13 protein-coding genes and 1 pseudogene are annotated in these 21706 nt (G+C 34.0%); 3 read left to right on the top strand and 11 right to left on the bottom strand.

Going from position 1 to position 21706, the window contains the following annotated elements; all coding sequences use genetic code 11:
* Positions 1-33: 33 nt before the first annotated feature.
* The 3 genes from IPK14_07020 to IPK14_07030 all read right to left on the bottom strand — a co-directional run bounded on the left by IPK14_07020 (position 34) and on the right by IPK14_07030 (position 7900).
* The gene (locus IPK14_07020) at positions 34-1989 is read right to left on the bottom strand and encodes a protein kinase (GenBank protein ID MBK7993173.1); all 1956 of its coding nucleotides are present in this window, start codon (positions 1987-1989) and stop codon (positions 34-36) included.
* A 24-nt stretch (positions 1990-2013) separates the two neighbouring features.
* The gene (locus IPK14_07025) at positions 2014-2562 is read right to left on the bottom strand and encodes a hypothetical protein (GenBank protein MBK7993174.1); all 549 of its coding nucleotides are present in this window, start codon (positions 2560-2562) and stop codon (positions 2014-2016) included.
* Between the two features lie 103 nt (positions 2563-2665).
* The gene (locus IPK14_07030) at positions 2666-7900 is read right to left on the bottom strand and encodes a hypothetical protein (protein MBK7993175.1); all 5235 of its coding nucleotides are present in this window, start codon (positions 7898-7900) and stop codon (positions 2666-2668) included.
* 280 nt (positions 7901-8180) lie between these two features.
* Here IPK14_07030 and IPK14_07035 point away from each other — a divergent pair, with 280 nt between their 5' ends.
* Positions 8181-10037 (top strand): response regulator, encoded by a 1857-nt coding sequence (locus tag IPK14_07035; GenBank protein MBK7993176.1) that lies wholly within the window; start codon positions 8181-8183, stop codon positions 10035-10037.
* Between the two features lie 73 nt (positions 10038-10110).
* Here IPK14_07035 and IPK14_07040 read toward each other — a convergent pair whose 3' ends face one another.
* The 8 genes and pseudogenes from IPK14_07040 to IPK14_07075 all read right to left on the bottom strand — a co-directional run bounded on the left by IPK14_07040 (position 10111) and on the right by IPK14_07075 (position 20023).
* A complete protein-coding gene (locus IPK14_07040; protein ID MBK7993177.1) occupies positions 10111-11181 on the bottom strand; it encodes a tetratricopeptide repeat protein in 1071 nt (356 codons plus the stop codon).
* A gap of 82 nt (positions 11182-11263) precedes the next feature.
* Entirely contained in the window at positions 11264-11926 is a 663-nt protein-coding gene (locus IPK14_07045) for an RNA polymerase sigma factor (GenBank protein MBK7993178.1), read from the bottom strand.
* A gap of 192 nt (positions 11927-12118) precedes the next feature.
* Entirely contained in the window at positions 12119-14245 is a 2127-nt protein-coding gene (locus IPK14_07050) for a WD40 repeat domain-containing protein (GenBank protein ID MBK7993179.1), read from the bottom strand.
* Between the two features lie 168 nt (positions 14246-14413).
* Complete coding sequence (locus IPK14_07055; protein ID MBK7993180.1) at positions 14414-15880, bottom strand: M20/M25/M40 family metallo-hydrolase; 1467 nt, start codon at positions 15878-15880, stop codon at positions 14414-14416.
* Between the two features lie 221 nt (positions 15881-16101).
* Positions 16102-16635, bottom strand: a complete 534-nt coding sequence (locus tag IPK14_07060; GenBank protein ID MBK7993181.1) for a hypothetical protein — start codon at positions 16633-16635, stop codon at positions 16102-16104.
* A gap of 670 nt (positions 16636-17305) precedes the next feature.
* Positions 17306-17596: pseudogene (locus IPK14_07065) on the bottom strand (hypothetical protein).
* 296 nt (positions 17597-17892) lie between these two features.
* Complete coding sequence (locus tag IPK14_07070) at positions 17893-19524, bottom strand: VWA domain-containing protein (protein MBK7993182.1); 1632 nt, start codon at positions 19522-19524, stop codon at positions 17893-17895.
* 157 nt (positions 19525-19681) lie between these two features.
* A complete protein-coding gene (locus IPK14_07075; protein ID MBK7993183.1) occupies positions 19682-20023 on the bottom strand; it encodes a hypothetical protein in 342 nt (113 codons plus the stop codon).
* A 143-nt stretch (positions 20024-20166) separates the two neighbouring features.
* Here IPK14_07075 and tgt point away from each other — a divergent pair, with 143 nt between their 5' ends.
* A complete protein-coding gene (gene tgt / locus IPK14_07080) occupies positions 20167-21297 on the top strand; it encodes a tRNA guanosine(34) transglycosylase Tgt (protein MBK7993184.1) in 1131 nt (376 codons plus the stop codon).
* Between the two features lie 132 nt (positions 21298-21429).
* Positions 21430-21705, top strand: a complete 276-nt coding sequence (gene yajC / locus IPK14_07085; protein MBK7993185.1) for a preprotein translocase subunit YajC — start codon at positions 21430-21432, stop codon at positions 21703-21705.
* Position 21706 lies beyond the last annotated feature (1 nt).

A 21706-nucleotide genomic window follows, 5' to 3' on the forward strand; every position in this document is an offset into this window, starting at 1 on the left:
TAGCTGCCTATTCTTTAAGAGATACCTAATTTATTAGCTAACTACCACATCAGAAATTTTATCTTCTTTTGTTGTTTTAGGAGAAAATTCTACTGTTGGTAGCTTTGAAGAACCAGTATTAACTGATGAGTGGCCTCTTTCTAAACTAATTATATTGTTAGATAAAGTATAAGAATTACTACGGGCAAAATCTCTTAAAGCTTGACCAAGTTTTGCTGCACTAAGGCGACCTTCAGGATCTTTTATTAAAGTCTTCATTACTATTTCTTCTAATTCTTGAGGAATATCTGGGTCAAAATCTCTTAAAGAAGGAGGTTCTTGTTTTAAGTGCATTAATACAAGTCCAACTATACCACTATATTCTTCTTCAAAAGGAACACAGCCAGCTAGCAGTTGATAAAATAATATACCTAAGCTATAGACATCAGAACGACCATCATAAAGTTTATTAGAAAGTCTTTCTGGTGACATATAAGTAGGTGTACCAACTAGATTTCCTGTGCCAGTAAGATTACTAGGTGTTTTTTCATCTTTATCAACAAGTTTAGCAATACCAAAATCCACTACTTTGACTATTTCACCTTCTTTAGTTTGGTGTAGAAAAATATTATCTGGCTTGATATCACGATGGATAATACCATTTCTATGAGCTTCTTCTAATACATCACAAACAGGAATAATAATATCTAAGCAACGATTAATGGATAATTTTCCTTTGTCCTTAATTTCGCTATTAAGTGACCAACCCTCTAAAAGTTCCATTACAAGATAAGCAATACCTTCAGAAGAAATACCTGAATCTAATACAGAAACAGCATTAGGATGAGTTACTCTACAAGTAGACACGCCTTCTAACAAAAATCTTTCTAAATTTTCAGCACTAGCATTATCTTCTGTTGGGCGAAATACTTTTACTGCAATGGGACGACCTAAGGCAAGATGAGTAGCACGATAAACAGCACCAAAACCACCACTACCAATTTTGCTATCTAGTCGATATTTTTCATCTAGCACAGTGCCAGGTAAGGCTTCTGCCAAAGCAGAAAATATTCGGTCAGCCCGTCGATTAGATTCAACAAGTTCTTGATTAGTTTTAAGTAAATCTTTATGAGCTTTTTCAATTTCTTCTTTAGATTGTTTAAGTTGTTCTATAAAGTCTGCTAGTTCAAAGTTTTTCTTATCAAGCTCTAAGTTATTTTTATCAAGTTCAGAGTTTTTCTTATCAAGTTCCAAGTTATTTTTTGCTAGCTCTTCAGTCTTTTTATCTAATTGGGCCGTTCTTTCCAACACTTTTCTTTCAATGTTTGCATTAATGGCTTCAAGCTGTGCATTTTTATGGGCCATTCCTTCTAAATCACTAACGCTACGTAGACAGGCAAATACTAAAAAGCAGTCTTCAAAAATTACCCAAGCCGCGTGTTCTAACCAACGTAATTGACCTGCCGTTATTACTCCAAAAACAGATTGGGGCCAGTAAACACCTCGAATAAAATGATCTAGCCCTACTACTACGGTTGCAGTTATCAAAACACGCCAATCACCATAAAAGGCTAAGAAGGCAAGTGAACCAAATATATGAAAGTGGGTTTCAATGCGACCACCAGAAAGATGTATAAGTAAAGCAGATGAAAGCATTTGAGCTATTGCAATAGAATGACGTGTAGCCGGTTGACCAGGTTGGCTAGCAACAAGATAAATAGGAAGGCTAATTATGATTCCGCCTAAAAAAACCGCTGCCAAAACATGAATATGTAGTTCAGGGTAAATTCCAGTCCATGCTGTAGGAGAAATAAAAATAGCAGTAATAATACCAGCTACCCATTGAAGTATTAATAATTTAGAAAACAACCGATCAGTACGTTGGAAGATTTGTTGTTGTTGTTGGTCAAAAAGTTCTGTTGTTCTGGTATTAATTTTATTTTGTATTTCTATATCTAGAGACGAACTAGCATCTAGTTGAAAATTGCTAGAATTAGTTAAAGTAGACATAGGTAACACCTTAAAATTTAGTCTCTATTTTTCGGGATTATTTTTTCCAGAATTAGGTAAACATAAAGTACAACCAAATACTGGGGTAATTATTTGAGGTAATACTCCAGTATTTACTAAAGCAACAATGCTACTACGACCAATATTATCTCCAGCATGACCTCGTGCGCTTGTAATACCGCCGCTAAATAGTAACTTACCTTGAGGATCATACACAACTACTTGGCCGGAAGTACTGGCATTAAATTTTTCTGCTGTTTGACCTTCAAGGTCAATTTTAACTTCAAGATCAGGAATTAATTTAGCTGTTTCCCAAATATCGGTTTGTTCCCAATCAAGGGAGCTATTTTTAGGTTTGGAAAACAACGCATAAGCTTTTAAGCGACTTTGACATTGAGTCATTAACCTAGCTAACTCTTCTAGTGTGGCACGTGTACAAGGGCATTTTGGATGACTAAATAAAATTAAAGTATATTTATCTTTAGAAAGTAAAACATTGTTATCACCGGGCCAAGTTACAGGAGGGTGTGTAACTAAAGCTGCTTTATTTGCATGGTCTAGTACAAAATACATACCAATACCAATAGCTAATAACCAAAGTGGTAGCAATATTTTAAAGATTTTATTTCCTAATAAATACATTTTATCTATTTTTTAATATTAATTAAACCAAAACTTAAAATAATCTTTGGCGAGGGGTACGTTTTTGAAACAAACTAGTTCGGTTAGTTTGACAATAAACATGTACTTCCCCTTCAACTATTTCTAAACAACAGGATATATCACTAGAAAACGATTCAGCTTTCAGCATTTTTACTGAATTTAAGGCTATAAGCTTAAATTGCTGTTCTGTAGGTATGTTCTGAGGAGCTTTATAACTGTTGCAAAGCTCCATAAATTTTTCATATAAAATAACTAGTTCTTTATGAGCAACAACTTCATTATTTAGTTTACGAGATAATACTAGTTTATTTTGTGATAACTGTGCAACCATAGGACTAGTAGATGCTTGAGGTTGTAAGCTTTCTTCTACAAATGCTTCTAGGTTTGAAGAAAACGTCTTTTGTCCTGTAATTGCTGGTGGTGGTGAAGGTGGAGGTGCAAATCTTTGTTCAATAGCGTATTCTTCATTAGGCATATTTAAATTCTCAGCCTCTCCATCATCCATTATTGTATCAAACCCATATTCATTAGCGATCTCATCGCCAGGAAAGATATTACTTTGTGAAGCATTATTAGTAATTGCAAAATGATTAGAGTTACTTTCTCTAAGCAATATTTCATTTGGCAAGGACTCTTGAGCTAAAGTTGTACTAGGTAAAGTTTTTATTTCTTTAGGATTAGGATTATTAGAGACATTAAAATTTCGTTCTCCAAAAACAAATTCATCTGGGACATATTCAATAGGTGATGGTTCATCAGGAGGAGAGACCACTTTAGGGAGATCAAAATCATTGTTATTACCTAGAAGTAAATCACCTAAAGTTTTTTCTGGTACTGAAAGAATTGGATTTAGTGTAATGGGGTTATTTATGTTATTTGTTAAAGGTTCTAAAGCAGAATTTTTAACCTGACTATTTTGGGAGAAAATATTTTCATTTGTAGGACTACTAGCAAAACTCCCATAATCTAAATTTGTTTCTGTTGGACTAGCTTCATAATTTGCTGTTATATCAGAAGTAGAAGAAATATTTTCTATATTCGCTAAAGAAGAATTTAAAGAAGAATCTAAAGAAGAATCTAAAGAAATATTTGTACTAGCAAAATCACTAACAGGTTGTGAAATGGTTTGTTGCAAATCTAAATTTTGTTCAGCAATCATTAAATTATTAAGTTCATCTAAATTTAAGCTTACATCAATTAAATTATTAACAATTGGTTGTGCTTCCACATTTGAATCTTGTGTTGAATCTTGTGTTGAATCTTCTATTGCTAAATTATTAGACTCGCTTTTTTGCATAGCAACAGTATTATCAATTAACAGACTAGGATTTTCTGTTGCTGTTTGGGTATTTTCTATTTGCTGGCTTTCTTCTAAATTATTTTGGATATATAAATCATTTGCTGGCTGTATAACGGCTTTAGCCTCTTGATCGGAAACATTAGTTTCTAAAGGTTTTATGTCAGCATTGTTGCTAGTACTAGGTATTGATCCTTGAGTTGCAAATTTATTAGCTATAGAAGCATATAATTGTTTTTCCTCTTCATCTTCATCAGGAAATGTTACAGTCTCAAATACTCCAGTAAATGGATCAAGGTAAATATCATCTACTTCATCTAACCTAGGAGTATTTCCTGTTTTAACACTCTCAACATCATTATTAGTTTCATTATTGGCCTCATTAGCCTCATTTATAGGATCTATTGCTACGGTTTGAGCATTAAGAGAATTTGCTGGAGTTACTTCTTGAAGGGATGATGGAACACTTGGTAATTTTTGAGTTATTTTATTTAGTTCTGTTTGGGAAAGAAATTGTTTTAATTGTTCTTCTGAAAGTTTAGGTGCATTTTCTGGATCTTCTGAAAAAGGCACAGTAGGTAATTTAACTGTTGGATGAGATGGAGAAATAGGTTCAAATAATTGATCTTCTCTAGTAATTTTAACTATAGGGACTTTTTGAGTTTCTTTTAATGACTCTAATGACTCTAATGATTGTAGTGATTCTGCCCAATCATCATCATAATCACCTAAGCCATTTGAGAAGGGTTTATTTGCAATGGAATCTTCTTCGGGAATATCTGATATTATAGGGAGTTCTGATAGAGTTGGGGCATTAGCCAAACGATCCCGATCTGCTTCAAAACTTGCTAAAGCACTTTCTAAATCTATTACCGCTTTAGCTGGTGGTGGAGGCAATTCTAAATTTAAGTCAAATTTGCCATCTTCTGTTATAGAAATAGCTTCTTTTAACTCTTCTTTTGGCTCTGTGTTTTTTGATAATTTTGATAATAATGAGTCTTCAATAGGTTCTATAGGCGATATATTTATTGTTGGTATGTTAGACGGCTCAACTTCAGCTTTTATTGCAGGGTAAGCTGAAATGTCTGTTGAAGTAGTTGCTAAAGCTAAAGGTTTTAAGAATCCACTTGTTAACTTAATAGGAGCTTTTTCCACAGACTTTTCGGTTGTTTCTGTAGAACTTAAGTTTGGTCTAGGAAACATTCCAGACTGATAAAACTCAAGAAGTTCATCTTCTTCTGGAGAAGCTTTTGGCTCTGCATTTACTATTTCCTCTGAAATAGCTGGCATATTTGTAATAGTATTTTTTCTAATTCTAGTAATATTTGGTAATTCTGCTGTGGTTGAGGCTTTAATTACTGGTTCATTAGGTATATTTGGCCTTGGGAAAAAGCCAGATTGATAAAACTCAAGAAGTTCATCTTCTTCTGAAGAACTAGGTTTTTCTTTAGAGATACCTGTATTAGTTAACGGCCCGGTCACGGATGGAAAGGGCTTTTCTAAAGAACTAGCAGATTCAGTTTTTAAGCTCTCTGTTTTTATTGGAGGTATTACAGGATAGTTACTAAGACTAGATTCTACTTTTAATGGTAGTGATGCGGCTACTACCTCTTCTTTAATCTCTTTAGATTCTTTAATTTCTTTAGGTTGAAGAACTGTAGGAAGACAAATTTTAGTGTAATTTGCTATGTCATAACCGCTACGAATACCAGCATTAGTAAGAATTACTTCACCAGAATCATCTGTTAAAATAATGTGTCCTGCTGCTGCGGATCCTAATATTAATAGTAGTAGAGTAGATTGTTGTAAGCCAAAAGGTTCATTATAAAATAGACGTTCTAGATCTGTCTTACTGATGGTGTTATTATAAGCTCTATCTAATATATCTAGTAGTTTACCTAGAGGTGCATCTATTGGTATATCTGAACGCAGAGCATATTCAAAGTTTTCTCCTACTAAACTTACAATATGAAGTGGTAAAGCAAAAAGACCTAAGTATTTTTTTAGTTCTGGTCTTGACCATTCAGATGGGAAGAAAAAACCTCTAGCCATGACTTTAATGGTTCTTTCTGTTAATAACTCGCTAAAAACTGGATGTCGAGAGAATTTTCCTTTCCAAACAGAATCAAGCATTGCACCTAGTAAGTAGGGTAAGCGTTTTTCCTGACTAGAAAAAAGTTGTGCAGTGTCTTTTTGTGCAATACCTAAAAAGGTAGTTTCTAAATAGCAACGAGAGAAAATTTTTGCTACCTGTGTAGTTAAATAAGTATCTTCAGCCTTTAATTCTTCTGGGTTAAGAAAAGTTTGTCCTTGTTGACGAATTATTAATAAACGTTTTAGTAAATGGGATTCTTCTGTATGTAACTCATCAGGATACCAATAGCGGATTATTTGATTTTGAGATAATTCTGAGCGTTGTTGGTTGAGAGAAGACAATGGAATTAAAATTAGTTGCCACTCAAAATTTTTTTGCTTACTAGCTTGACTAGCTAATTCTGATGAACCTCCTAATTTAAGTATTCCACGTCGATTTGTTCCACGCCAAGTTAATTCTAGCTCTGAGCGGCGTTGGAAATTATCTTTATCAAAAATCAACGGCCAATCCTTAAAAACTTGCTTACCACTATCTATTAAAATCTCTACTAATCTACTATCATCATCCTCTATTTGTGTAAGTGCTTCTTCTATAGGGTCTACCTTACTGACTTCTGCTAGACGAAGTTGGAAAAATTTTTCCACACCTTCAGTTATAACAATCATTTTTTCCCCAGCAGCAGTCACAATAAAATCCATAATTGTTTTCATAGATTGGCAAAAGAGTACCGCAGGACTATCATCAAAAACCATCACGCTATCAGCAAGTTGTAAAGCAGTAAATGGTTTTTCTGTTAAAGAAAGTAATGTAATTGCTCTTAGTAAAAACTTACCTTGAAATTGCTGAGTTGAAGGAAGTGCCTTAACAAAATTATCTAGCAAATAATCATAGGTGTTAAATAGATAAGTCAACGTACCATTGCGCCTTAAATCATATTCAAAAGTTTCAAATACCTCTACTAAACTAATTAAGTTAAATCCACGGCGCATAATTGTTCTAGGTGTAACATTATAGAAAAAGCTAAATAAAGAAAATGTGCGGGCATAAGTACGTAGTGCAGGAGTAATTTTTAAGACTTGTGGATGTAGAGGAAAACTTTGTAAAAATTCTTGTTGGCTCCATTGAAAAGAAGGTACTTTTTGGCGTAACTCATTATAAAGATTATCTAAAGCTTTACGCTGATCATTTTTTTTAGGACATATAAATTCATCTAATACTACAGCTAAATTACTAACAGGCAAGGTTTCTATAGCTATCATTGCTCCAACATTAGAGAAGGTTTTGGAAAGTAGTTCTGTTAAATCTTGATCTAAAGCAATAAAAAGTTGATAGCGTTTTGAATTAGCGTTATTTACTAGACTAACTAGCCATTGTAAACATTCATCTCGTTTAGAACGTCGCAAAAGTAGAGAAATACCATCTATAAAGACAAAAACATTTTTTCCTGTAGAACAAGCAGCTTCTATTTGAGCATCTCCACGTGTAGTAAGTAGTGTTATATCAGTTTGTTCACTATCGCAATTTATTGTCACCATAGTTTGAGAGCGTGAGCGAGAGTCAACAGTTTGCTCTAAGCGTTTACGGGCAAAGGGATGTTGGATTTTTTGAATTAGCTCTGGTTGAGCAAGAATAGCTCGTAAAAATGCTAAAAGGTGGCTTTTTCCTACACCACGTTCACCAACAACAAAACCAACAAGGCCATTGCGGGCCTCATCAATTAACGCATCAATTATTCCTGCAACAAGTTCTGTACATTGATAAGAGTTCACCACTTGTTCATTAGTAGCTGAATCAAGACGGGTGATTTGATCAATATTATGAATTGTAATAAAAGATTTTATTGGTTGTGACGACATAATTAACTAGGAGCAACTCCAGAAACTATTCTATCGAATTTTTCCTTTAGAAAACAGAAAGATTTTACAGAAATTCCTTCTATAACACATAATTGTTAGAAAAATAAAATTTTATTGCAAAGAAAATTATCTAAAGGTAAACTCTTTTGGCAAATACATTATTCTTGATTAAAATGTCTAACTTCTAAGAAAAACTTTCTTCTTATCTTTATTCTTAAAAAACGTGGCAACCACTTACATCCAATTGAGGGTTTTGCTTGCCAAAAATTTATAAATAACTATGTCTAAGCGTCCAAAAGTAGTGTTGGTTGAAGATGATGCTCAGTTTCGTACTGTGTTATTAAGAAGACTGCAATCACTTGAATGTGATGTAGTTGCGGCAGAAGATGGACTAAAGGGATGGGAAGTTATTAGTACTTTTCAACCAGATTTGATTGTGTCTGACTTAATGATGCCAGGGCTAAACGGTTATGAACTATGCCAACAAGTTAAATCTACTCCAAAATTAAACCACATTTATTTCATTATCCTTACAGCAAGAGATTCTATAGATGATAGAATCACTGGGCTAGACATTGGAGCCGATGACTATATTGCTAAACCTATTAATAGCAAAGAGTTACTTTCACGTATTCGCGCAGGTCTACGCATAAGTACACTTTATAATCAAGTAAAAGTATCTGAACAAAAATATAGAACTTTAGTAGAAAATGCTTCTGATGCTATTTTGTTATTTGATGTTTCTGGTCAATGTGTAGAAGCTAATGAAAGAGCCTCTCAAATGCTGGGTTATAGTAAAACAGAACTACTTGGTATGCGTTTTAGCGATTTGTGGGCAGCCTCAGAATTTGTTGAATCAGAAAAAACTTTTGAAGCTATGTTTCGTATAGGCAATTTTGTAGAAGAAGTGAAAATGCGTCGTAAAGATGGCCTAATCCTACCTATAGAGTCAGCTAACACAATTATAAATACAGGGACAGAAGTACTTTGCCAGTGTATTGTCCGAGATATTACTGTACGTAAGGAAAGTGAACAGCAATTAATACAAGTAGAAAAATTAAGGGCTTTAGGTGGAATGGTAGGAGGAATTGCACACGATTTTAATAATTTATTAGCAGCAATTTTAGGCTATACCGAACTATCTCTTAGGGACACTAGAGATGAAACTCTAACACGCCGACTAAAAGTAATTGAAAAAGCTGCTCGTGATGGTGCAGAAACCGTTAGACTTCTACAAGAATTTACTAAAACCCGTAAAGATATTAGGTTAGAGACTGTTAACCTAAATAAGTTAATAGACCAAGTTTTGCTTCTAACCCGTCATCGCTGGAAAGATTCTGCACAATCTAGGGGCATTTCTATCCGTATAAAAACGGAGTATTCAACCATACCAGAAATTCAAGGAAATATTGCTGAGTTACGAGAAGCCCTAGCAAATGTTATTTTTAATGCTGTAGATGCTACAACTAAAGATGGTACTATTACTTGTCGAACTTGGATTAACAAAGAACACTTATATATTTCAATGACTGATACTGGGATAGGAATGTCTGAAGAAATACGCCAACGAATCTTTGACCCTTTCTTTACTACCAAAGGAGTCTCTAGCAGTGGACTTGGACTTTCTGTTTGCTATGGTATCATTAACCGGCATGGAGGAGAAATTTTAGTAGATAGCCAAGAAAACCTAGGCACAACTTTTACTATTAAATTACCAGTATCTTTACCTCAACTTCCAATAGAACCAATAGCAGTAAAGTCAAAACAAGAACCAATAAACATCTTAATTATTGATGATGAAGATTTTGTGCGCGGGGCAATACACGAAATCTTAGAAGATGAAGGGCATCATGTAGTTGATGCAAGTTCTGGTGAGGAAGGCATAGAAAAATTTCATAAAGAAAAATTTGATTTAGTCCTAACTGATCTAGGTATGCCGGGACTAGCTGGTTGGGAAGTAATTGCGCGAATTAAAGCTATAAATGAGAAAGTGCCTATAATTCTGCTTACAGGCTGGGCCAACCAAACAGACCTAAAACTAGCTAAAGAAAGTGGTGTAGACCTAATTTTAGCTAAACCTGTTACTAGTAAAGACTTGATAGCAATGATTAGTAAAGCAGTTGAAAAAACAAAATAATTAAAAAAGGCATTAAACAAAAATTAGTCCATTTTGGATAAGATTAAAATATAAACTGATGAATCTATTATGGTTATGGAATTTGCTGTAAGTATTTTTTAGCTTCTATTGCCCAAGAAGAATTAGCATCTAGTTTCAGGTAGTTTTCCCAATCAGAACGAGCATTATTATATTGTTTAAGTTCTTGATAAATTAAAGCTCTATTAAAAATTGCTGATAAATAATTTGGATTAGCTGCTAATGCTTCATTAATATAGACTAATGCTTGTTGATAGTTTTTTGTTGCTGCTTGGGCTAGAGCTAGATCATTTAAAATAGCTATATCTCCAGGTTTAGTAGTTAAGGCTTGGGAAAGTTGTTCAATAGCTTTTTGATGATCATCTGAGAGTATTAATGCTTGGGCAAGGATTTGTCTGTTAGTTGTAGTTGGGTTTTTTTCAACTTCGGCAGTTAAGTTTTCTATAGTTGTTGCTAATTTGCTTTTTTGTTCTTCAGTTGAGCCACGTGATTCAAGCGAAGGTGCATAGTCAAACTCTGATATTCTTAAATCATTTGGACGACCCATTTGATTTATTTCTTTTATCACTAAAATACTTTTAGCAATTGTTTCATTAGTAGAACTATTATTTTGTGAATTTAATACTGCAAATGCACCTACAAGTAGAAATATTGCTAAGGATGCTGCAATGGCTAACTGGCTAATTTTCCACTTAAAAGGCTTAGAGATAGATTTTTCATTTAATGATTTTTGCTGATCTGCAAGAGAAACTATATTAGTTGGGTTATTAGGTTCTTTAATATCTTCTGTATCACCACTATTTGCTAAAGTAATTTTTACTAATTCACGGATTTTCTTTTCTTCAGCAGCTAAATTGTTATAGAGAAAAGATTCTTCAACAATGGACTCCTCTTTGTTAGTCATTTGAGATAAAGCGGCTAAAGTATTGCAGCATTCATCACATTCAGCTATATGAGCCTCAATTTCTGCTAGCTCACCATTACTTAGTTGGCTAGTGAAATATTTTAAGGTTTTTGCTTCATATGAACAGACATTATTTTCCATAATCTTTAGCTCTAATAATTTTCTTGCGATAGTAAAATAACTAAAAACATCAACTTCAGTTTCACAAGATTTTGTTTTCATAAGTTTTCAATTGTCTAATCTATACGATTTATAGAGGGATAATAAATAAGACGTAAAAACCTTTTGAATACGTACAAAAACTTTACAATTCTACGGCTCCTTTTTTTCCTAAAACTTCTTTTAGTCGCTCTTTAGTACGAGTAATGATTGTTTGGACATTATTGGTGTTTAGAGCTACATTTGGCATTTCTCCAATTTCACGCGGTGATAAACCATTAATGATATGTAAGTGAAAAATAATTGTGTCTCGTGTTGCATTAGCACCAGAGAGTGCAGATTTTAATAACTCTTTTAATTTTTTAGGGATAATTCTTTCTTGAAACATTAGATCTGGCGATGTTTCTGTTCCGGCAGGCAAAATATCTTTTAAGGAAATTCCTTGTTGAAAATCTATGGGTTTGTCTAATGATAATACAATAGCAGAACGTTTTTGTGCTATTTCTCTACGAATTTGGTCTTTTACTGTGCTATAGACAATTGTAGCTAGATAAGCAAATACAGAATTTTCTGTTTCACCATGAAAATCTTTTAGGATTTTGCAATCATTGGCAAGAAGCTTAAGAAAAACCTCTTGTGTAAGTTCTGAAGGGTCTAGTTTATAATTGCGACTTTCACGAAAGACACAAACGCTAATATAGCGGTGAAACCGCTTTATAAATTCGTCCCAAGCATCTGAATTATTGCTTGTGCAAAGAGCTATGAGTTCAACAGAAGAAATCGCCTGAAGTGATTCATCTTTAGCCATTTACAATGTTCCAACGGGATCAAATTATTAGGAATCTTATTTATAGACTTAGATAGACTATCCATTATTTAAGCAATAGTCAAGTAATTACATGTATGTTTAATAGCATTTTTGCACATTTTCTGTGCAATAGACGCTTTCACCTCAGGTTTATTCTTTAATTATTCTAATGTTATTTTTGATTACTTTTAACTATCTAACTATTTTACTTAAAAGATTTGGTGTGTAAAACTGTTCTTCTAAATGCTTGTCAAATACCTGTAAATACGGCCATTTAGCAAGTTTCCATGAAAGTAGTTTTATTGATTCTTTTGAACCATCAAAAAATCCTTCAGGACTATAAACTAACCAATTTGATTCATAGTTACGAATAGTAGCTAGTAAGGAATTTTGCTTGATATTCCATATTTCATAACCATTATTACTAGCTAAAATAACTTTATTTGTTGCTAAAAGAGTAGTATAACCTGAAGATATATTACTTAAGGTATTTATAGTCTTTAAGTCCCAAAGAACTCCGTTTATAACTGCTAAATCACCATTAGGGGAAATATGAATATCTAATTGATTAGTATCTACTACTTTACCTAAACTCGAAACTTGCAACCCTTGTTCAACATCCCAAACTTCTGCTTTACCAGAAGTTTTATCAATTAATAGCAATGTTTTATCATTTGCTGATAAAAAAGCTGCTAGCTTTTTGCTATTGTTTGGAATGCTTTTGTTAAGTCGATTTTCTTCTATTGACCAAATTTTAATTTCTGTTTGATGAACTGTAATTAAAATTTTCTCACTATCACTTAAGATAAATGTTTTTATAGAGTTACTTAAGCTATCAACCTTAAAAACTTGTTTAGCAGTTTCTATATCCCAAACAATTATGCTTCCTTGCACGTCTAAACCAACTACAAATTTTGTATTAACTGTAGCACTATGAATAAGTTGGCTATGTTGAAAAAAGCTAGTTGGCTTAGAAGTCGTCAAGCTATAAAGCACCAAATGACCTTGCTCTAGCACTAAAAGGTTAGAAGAATTTTTTGTAAAACTAATTGATTTTCCTGTAACTTGAAGTATTAATTTATCTTCTTTCAAATTATAAATATTAAACCCTCTTGTGGTTGGTAATGCAATAAATGAGTCCGATAAAATAAGGTTTGCTAGGCTAATATTTCCTTGATGTTCTTCAAGGACTGATGAATAAAGGGGTTTACCCATTTTTAGATCCCAAGCTATTAATTTTCGAGTTTCTTCGTCATAAAATTCTTCACATATAAGTAAATTACCTTGTGGATTTGTACGAGAATAAGCTGGTAAATAGCTTTGTGCTAAGGAGCTAGAGATATAATAATTTTTGTTAAAATTACAATAATAAAAATTTTCTGTTTCACAAATTGCAAATTGTAAATTATCTAAATCTAGCGAAACCTCAGCATCATTAATGCTTATATTAGGTTTGTTTAATTGAGCAATATAACTTACTTTTTGACCAAATAAATTATAAACTCTTAAGTCAAAATTATAAGATAAAACACCTATTTGTTTTGAGTTCTTACTAAAAGAAACTTTCCAAACATCGCTATTTGTTATATCTAAGGGAATAGATTGCCTTGTGCTTAGATTAAGTAAAGATATTTGGTTATTATTATTTAGCAATACATATTTTCCATTTGGGCATAATGCTAGGCAAGTGTTTGCACTAGGCAGAGTTGTTAGATATTGATTTTTAATAACATCATAGAGTTTGGTTTCTTGGTTTATTTCTAGTAGTGCAATGGAAAAATCATCTGATAAAAAGAGTAAGTTTCCTGGTAATTGAGCTAATTTTTTACCGCTTTTAAGCTCAAAAATAAAAGCACTAATATTTGTGTCATAACTTAAAGCAAGGTTGGCATTGCTACTAATTTGGTTAATTCTATATTTATAGTTTGTCGTTTTTACTTCACTTAGAGAAATTAAATCTAAAGTAATTATAGTTTTGTCAGTTTGGTTAAGGTCTTGATTTTTTGCTATTTGATTAAGATAAAGTGTGTTTTTGTCAGGTGAAAGAGCATAATCAACCCCTGGTAGATTGCGTAGTAATCTAGCGGTAGCTAAATCCCAAAGCTTAATAGTTGGATTTGTTGTTAGCTCATCAGGTTCTGAGCAAGATACAGCAAATTTACCATTAGCACAGATATCTAGTTTAGCCACTTCTAAAAAATGGCCTTCATTAGAGATAAGATTATTTATTGATTGGAAAGCATTTATAGTTTGAGAGTAAGTTATAGAGGTTGTAAATAATAAAAATATAATAGTAAAAAGAGCTTTTAATAAAGACATATTTTACTCCTAAAATCTAATTTTTAGGAGTAGATGGAAAATAGCAGCAACAATCTGCAAAAACATTGCAGATTGTTGCTAGTTAATATCAGTTTTTTTACTAGAAAAGATAAATTTTAAGGAGTGTATCTTATTGAAAAACTTAAAGATACACTCAAGTAAAAATTATTATTTCCAGTCGCCAGATTTTTTAAGAAAATCTAGGATATTTGCTTTTTTCAAGATTTCTTCTATTGCATTGTGTTCTAGGCGTGGAGCAAGTTGGTTAGGTTGTTCTGCAATATGATAGCCTGTAATTGCTACAATCGCGCTTGCTGCTGCTAAATTATGTGGATTAACCTTGTCTATGGTATCGCTAAACTTATGATGAATATCATCATAATGTGTCATATCTACTAATAAATCTAGCGTAGGAACACCTTCTAAAATAAAATAGCCATGATCAGTATTAAAACTTACTTCAGGTGATAAGGTATCACCATTTAAGCTAGTAAGAAGTTTGCTAATAGGTTTCATTGCTTCATAAACATCATTGCGGCCTTGAACCTTCCAACCTCTAGGATGGCCTGCGCCATTATCAGTATTAAGCACTGCAAGACATTTAGCCATCTCTGATTTATGAGCTTCAATATAGGCTTTTGAACCTAATAAACCTTGCTCTTCTCCACCCCATAGAGCAAAGCGAATTGAGCGACGAGGGGCTTGGCCTAGAGACATAATTGCTCTAGCAGTTTCTAGTACAGTAGCACAGCCGCTTCCATTATCCTGCGCACCTGTTGCAAAATCCCAAGAATCTAAATGCGCTCCAATTAAAACCCATTCATCTGGCTTTTCTCGTCCAACAATTTCTGCTATTACATTATCAACCTGAATTTCGCCCGGAGTGTGGTTTTGATACTCAAATTCTACTTTAACAGAACCTTTTTCTAGCAAACGACGAATCAATTGATTATCCTCTGCACCAAGTGCAGCAGCAGGAATTGGTGTAATTGATGTTCCATTAGAAGCTTTACGGGCCTTAACAATATTATTGTCATATTGATCAGGTACTAAAACAGCCAATGCACCTACTTCTTTAAAGGCGTTATAAGCATCTGGAAAGCGCAAAATTGCATTTAATCGGCCTTCTGCAAAAACACTAGCTGGGTCAAATAAAAGAATTTTCCCTTTTAAGTTAGTATTTGCTTTGATTTTTTCTGGGTCAAGATCTTTAAGCAATACTACTTCACCTTTAACCCCTCCTGCTGGTGTGGAAGGTGTCCAGCCTAAAGAATGTAAAACAATTGGACGATCTAAGGGGGCAATCATACGAGCGCGGGAAGAAGTAGTTCTTTCCCAGCCACCCATAGTAAATTTTTCTAAACGGACATTTTTAATACCCATTGCCCGAAATTCTTCTGCTGCCCATTCAGCAGAGCGTTTATAAGCAGAGGTTCCTGTTAATCGCGCTCCAAATTTGTCAGTCAAGGTTTGCAAGTAATTCATTGATTGGCCTTTGACTAAAATATTACCTGCAATCTTGATGGATGCTTGCTCAATTTCTTCTGTATTAGAATTTGAAAAATTGGCTGTTAAAGGAAGCGGTAAAAGTAAAATAATAAATAAAATTACTAATAAACTACGGTAATTTTTCATAGTACCTTCTTATGGAATTAATTAAATTTTTAGGATTATTTTGTTGGTGGCAAAAATAGTATAAATAAATTTAATAATTCTGTCAGGATTTACTAGCGTTTTACGTCTTTCTTTAAGGTCAGTAATCCTAGTTGCAAAATAAAATATAACTAAAATCGATTTAAGAGGGCAGACTTTTAGTCATAATTGTTGTTTTGTGGCTAGGCTTTACTATTAAACTGCTAAATCATAGGGTCTATAAATCTACTCATAGCTTGCAGCCTTTCTTGATAGGCTTCTTGACGAATATTTGCTAATGCTTGGCAAAGAGTTTTTAATCTAGTTTGTGCTATTAAACGTTTTTCTGCTTTTGTGCTATTTACAGCATCCATACAAGAAGCTATTGCAGCAAAAACACCAGGTTTATCTAGGTTTGGGATTTCTGGTAATGCTAAAAGTTGTTCTGCTAAATGGGTTCGTTGATCAGCTAATAACTGTTTATCAATTAATTCAGATGGGTTAGTTAGTAGAAATTCTAGTGTATTAAGAATAGGCCAAAGTAAATCTAAAAGTTGATAAAGAGGTTCGTTAGTTGGTATTGTATCTACAAGAGTTTCATCATTAGTTTTTTGTTGATTAGGGCGATTTTCTGGTGGACAAGCCTTTTGTACACGACTTAAAACCATAGCTTCAAGGGAATTTACTTGTTGTGAGGTTTTATAAGGTTTTGCGCCTAGTTCCATGGCTAGAAAATCGTCCAAGTCATCTAGAGGCATAAGTTATAATCTCCTATTACTTTTTATTATTTTATTTATAATTTTTATCAAGTTTTTCCCCAACAAAGATCACCCAAACCCGATTCTCTCTATCGGGTGATCGCAGACAACACACAACACTATGAATGGCTCTGCCAATTCTATCATGAAAATTTATGCCAAGCATAAATTTTTTTCTTGACAAAATAATAAAAACACCCAACTTATAGATTTTAAGTTAGGTGTTCTACATAAATTAGTAATTTTATAAATATTACTTAGCTTATTTCTTTGCTCCGCAACCACCAGCACCGCCACAGCTATTTTTGCCTTTAGCTTCAGCTTTGCAGCTAGCTTTGCCTTTGCATTCGTGTGCAGCACCTTTGTCTGAAGAAGCAGCAGCGACTTTACAGCCACCTTTGCCTTTACAAGAATTTTTGCCTTTGCAACCGCCGTCACCAGTCTTGCAACCGCCTTTGCCCTTGCATTCATTCTTGCCTTTGCATTCATGACCAGCAGCTTTGTCTGGGGATGCACTAGCTTCAACCTTGCAACCGCCTTTGCCTTTACAAGAATTTTTGCCTTTGCAACCGCCGTCACCAGTCTTGCAACCGCCTTTGCCTTTGCATTCATTCTTGCCTTTGCATTCATGACCAGCAGCTTTGTCTGGAGATGCACTAGCTTCAACCTTGCAACCGCCTTTGCCTTTACAAGAATTTTTGCCTTTGCAACCGCCGTCACCAGTCTTGCAACCGCCTTTGCCTTTACATTCATTCTTGCCTTTGCATTCATGACCAGCAGCTTTGTCTGTTGAAGTTTCAGCAGGTTTTTCAGTTTCAACTGGTTTTGGGGACTCTGCTGGTTTTGGGGATTCTGCTGGTTTTGGAGACTCTGTAGTAGCAGGTTGTTCGCCACCACATCCAGCCATCATTCCGGCAATAGCAAAGCCTAATATAGATTTAGCAAAATCTCTACGATCCATTAAATTTCTCCTTTGAGTATATTACTACAAATTATAGTGTAAAATTGTGGGTCTATTTAAAATTGAAAACTAAAACAATCTGTATACTCTAACCAAAATAATATGTCAAGCCATAAGTTTTGGTTTTTCTACTAACATTACATAAGCTAGACCTGATTTAGAAAAAGCTTATGAATGGATTTTTGTTACTTAAAAGCAACTGCGAACTTGATTTAGTTTTACTAAGTCAAGTTCGCATAAGAAAATTCAAAAGCATTATAACACTATATAGAAAAATGCTTAAGACTTTATAAAATTTATTCAAATTTAACAAAAATATCTTTGGCCGATAGCTTTGTTTCTGCAATTTGACGGGGGATAACCATTAAATGAAATGGCGTTGTTGTATTACTACTTGCAGATCCAGATTGTTGTAGCAGTGTAATAATTAAGTCTTTTCCACTAAAAGATATTTTGCTAATAGTTACACTAGAATTATTGTTTACTTGTCCAAGAAATACAGCAACAACAACTTGGCTATTAAAGTCTATTTTGTTTATATCAATACTGCTATTTGTGCCTAACAAGCTTTGTAATTGGGATTTACTATCAATAAATATTTTAGCAGGCTTTGTTACTCCAGAGTTACTGCCCTTAAAGTCAAATAATGGGGTGACTAGAGTTCCATAAGTACTACCTTGTTGGCGAGCAGCACGTTTAATAGAGTCAGCTAAAACAGCATTTAAGTTATTAGTTCTATTAGCATTACCAAAACTAACACTTGTTGGATAACTTGGAGCAGCAGCAACATTTGATACAGCAGGCATATCTTTAGCTAAATCTCTTTCTGCATATGCCTTAGCTTTAGTTTCTGCTAATTCATCAGTTTTTCGGCGTATAGTAGTAGGTTCGCTTAGGGCTTCTGCTGGTAGGGCAATATTAGCTGGCCTAGCTGCTGTAATACCTTTTGTGCTAGCTACACCTCCAACTACACTGCTTTCTACACTATCAGCCATTGCTAATTCATCATCTAGCCTTTTTGCGACAGGAGCAACCATTCCACCATCTAAACTACTTGCACTGCTATAAGTTGCTGGGTAGGAAGAAATTTCTTTTGCTTCATTGCGGGCTAGCAGTTCATCTGCTCCTCGCATCCAATCTTTATCATCTACTTCTCCAGATAAAGAATAAGTACGTCCACCTTCTTCAATTACTACAGCACGAGAACCATCAGAATTAGTAAGCTCTTGTTTATAGGTTAGGTTGGCAAATTGTCCATTGCTGCTAGAAGCAAGTGAATTAAATACTTGGGCTTCTACAGGCCAAATACCACTGCAAGCAATGGTATTAATGGAAATGTTATTTCTTTGTGCATAAAGTAGTTCATCTTCCCAACGAGGGCCATCTGCATAATTATTTGGGCCAGCATCACCAATTAAGAAAACTATCTTACTTCTTGCTTGTGGATCCCAATCTAATTTATGAAGTGTAACATTTAGTGCTTCATTAACGCTTTCTGGCTTATCACCACCTCCAGCAGCAACAATTGATGAAAGAATATGGGAAATTTCTTGAACATCACGGGTAAAAGGCCAATGTTTGGTTACATATTCATCATAGCGATCACGATAAGTTACAATTGCATAGCGAACATCTGGCGCAGGTTGTCCCTGGGAAATATCATTAATAATATTACGAATATTTTCTTTAACAATTTGAATTTCATCGCTCATACTGCTAGTGCTATCAATAGTAAAAACAACATCAATTCTAGGGGCATTGTTATTAACTGGAGGAGGCTCAACAATTGGTGGTGGAATAGGTATTGGATTATTAGTAACAATTGGTGTGGGAGTAGACTTTTGAGAAAAAAATATTTTAGTTAATGCTAGGCTATAAAATACGGCTACCCCTAAAATAATTACTAAAGCTGCTTTTTTATAATACATTTTGGCCTCCAAGGGATTTTTAGATGGGTTTGAGCTTAAGATCGCAATAGTAGAGATTTGGTTCCCAATTCTAGCAAATTTTAGCAGGAAAAATTTTAACATTTTTGATCAGAACTAAAATCCACTAAAAAATTAAAATAGCAATGCTTATGGAGTTTTATTTATTATCTTTTTCTTTTTCCAAGGCTTTTTCTATTTCCTCAGCTTTTGCTGGAGTAGTTGTTCCATTAGTACACCATTTACAAGGAACTTTTCTTTCACGTGGCGCACCTAGATCAGTCTCAGCTTGTTTATTAATCTGCATTTGTCCACTTTCATCAATTGTTGCACTAGGGCCAGCAGCTATTTTTACACCTCTAAGAACAGGTTCTTTAGTAATCATTTGTCCGCTTCCCTGACAAGCAGGGCATTCTGCCGTAGGCAAATGAGGTGCAATCACATATTTATATAATCCAAAGCTGCCTATTACTAATAAAATGATAATAATCCATTTTTTCATGATTTATCCTTAGTATTTCTTAAGCTTATTTGAGAGAGATAACAAAAGGTGTTGTTAAGTTATAATAAATCCTTCTAGTTTGGTTTTCCAAAAAATTTTTATCTATCTAAAATCTAGCTTTTATTTTTTCTTTAGAGGTGAACATGAAGTTTGAATTGTTAGCAGAAAATAATGGTGCGCGCTTAGGTCAACTTGAAACAGCACATGGAATAATTGAAACACCTATTTTTATGCCTGTAGGAACTATAGGTTCTGTAAAAGCCCTAACTCAAGAAATGCTTGAAGAAGCAGAGGCTCAAATTATTTTAGGTAATACCTATCATCTTTACTTAAGACCTGGACATCAGCTAATTGCTAATCTAGGTGGTTTACATAAATTTATTAGCTGGAAAAGACCAATATTAACCGACAGTGGAGGCTTTCAAGTTTTTAGCCTTTCAAAAATTAGAAAAACTACTGAAGAAGGTGTAACTTTTAAGTCACACCTAGACGGCTCAAAACACCTGCTAACACCAGAAAAATCAATGGAAATACAGCTAGCTCTTGGCTCAGATATCATTATGGCATTTGATGAATGTACTCCATACCCAGCAACCGAAAAACAAGTTACTGACTCATTAAATTTAACTACACGCTGGGCCAAAAGATCTTTAGCAGAATTTAACCAAAGAACCATGTCTGATAATGGGCAAGCAGAAGGTTCCGCTTTATTTGGGATTATTCAAGGTGGAATGTATCTAGCTCTTAGGCAACAAAGCCTAGAGCAACTCCTAGAGTTGAATTTGCCAGGTTATGCAATAGGGGGGCTTTCCGTAGGTGAGGAAAAAGGCTATACCTATGAAGTGACAGAATATATTGCTCCACTTATGCCAAAAAACAAACCTCGTTATTTAATGGGCGTTGGAACACCTGAAGATTTAATTGAATGTGTTGCACGTGGAGTAGATATGTTTGATTGCGTAATGCCTACTAGAAATGCTCGTAATGGTCAATTATTTACTAGCAAGGGAAAAATAAATATTAAAAATGCTCGTTATGCACAAGATACACGTCCTTTAGATGAAAATTGTAGTTGTCCTACTTGTCGGCGTTATAGTAGAGCTTACTTACGTCATTTATATCATGTAGGAGAGATCTTATCCGCAATTCTCTGCACTCAGCACAATATCCACTTCTACCTTGACACTATGAGAAAAATCAGGCAAGCTATCCGTCTTGGTTTTTTTACAGAATTTCGCCAAGAGTATCTAGCTAATTTAAGTGTAGAAAACTAAGAAATACTTGAATTTAAGCTAAATACCAACAACAAAAAATTTACCTCATACAATAGTTAAAAAATGGAATTTTTAGTAATACTTTTCTTTCAAGGTGGGCAAGGTGGCATAGGTTCAATAATCGTGACACTAATGCCAATATTTATTGTTATTCTCCTTTATCAGTTCATGATTGCTAAACCACAACGCGAACAACGCCGCATTTTAGATGAAATGCTTAAAAACTTAAAGGCTGGAGATAAAGTTATTACTAATAGTGGTATTTATGGTACTATTACTGAACTTTATGAAAAAGATCCAACCGTAGTACAATTGCGTATTGCAGACGCAGTAAAAATTAATATTTCTCGCAATGCAATTGCTTCTTTACAAGAAACAAAAACCGTTAAAGAAGGTGAAAAGAAATAAA

This window comes from Blastocatellia bacterium (genome assembly GCA_016713405.1).
Lineage (GTDB): Bacteria > Acidobacteriota > Blastocatellia > Chloracidobacteriales > JADJPF01 > JADJPF01.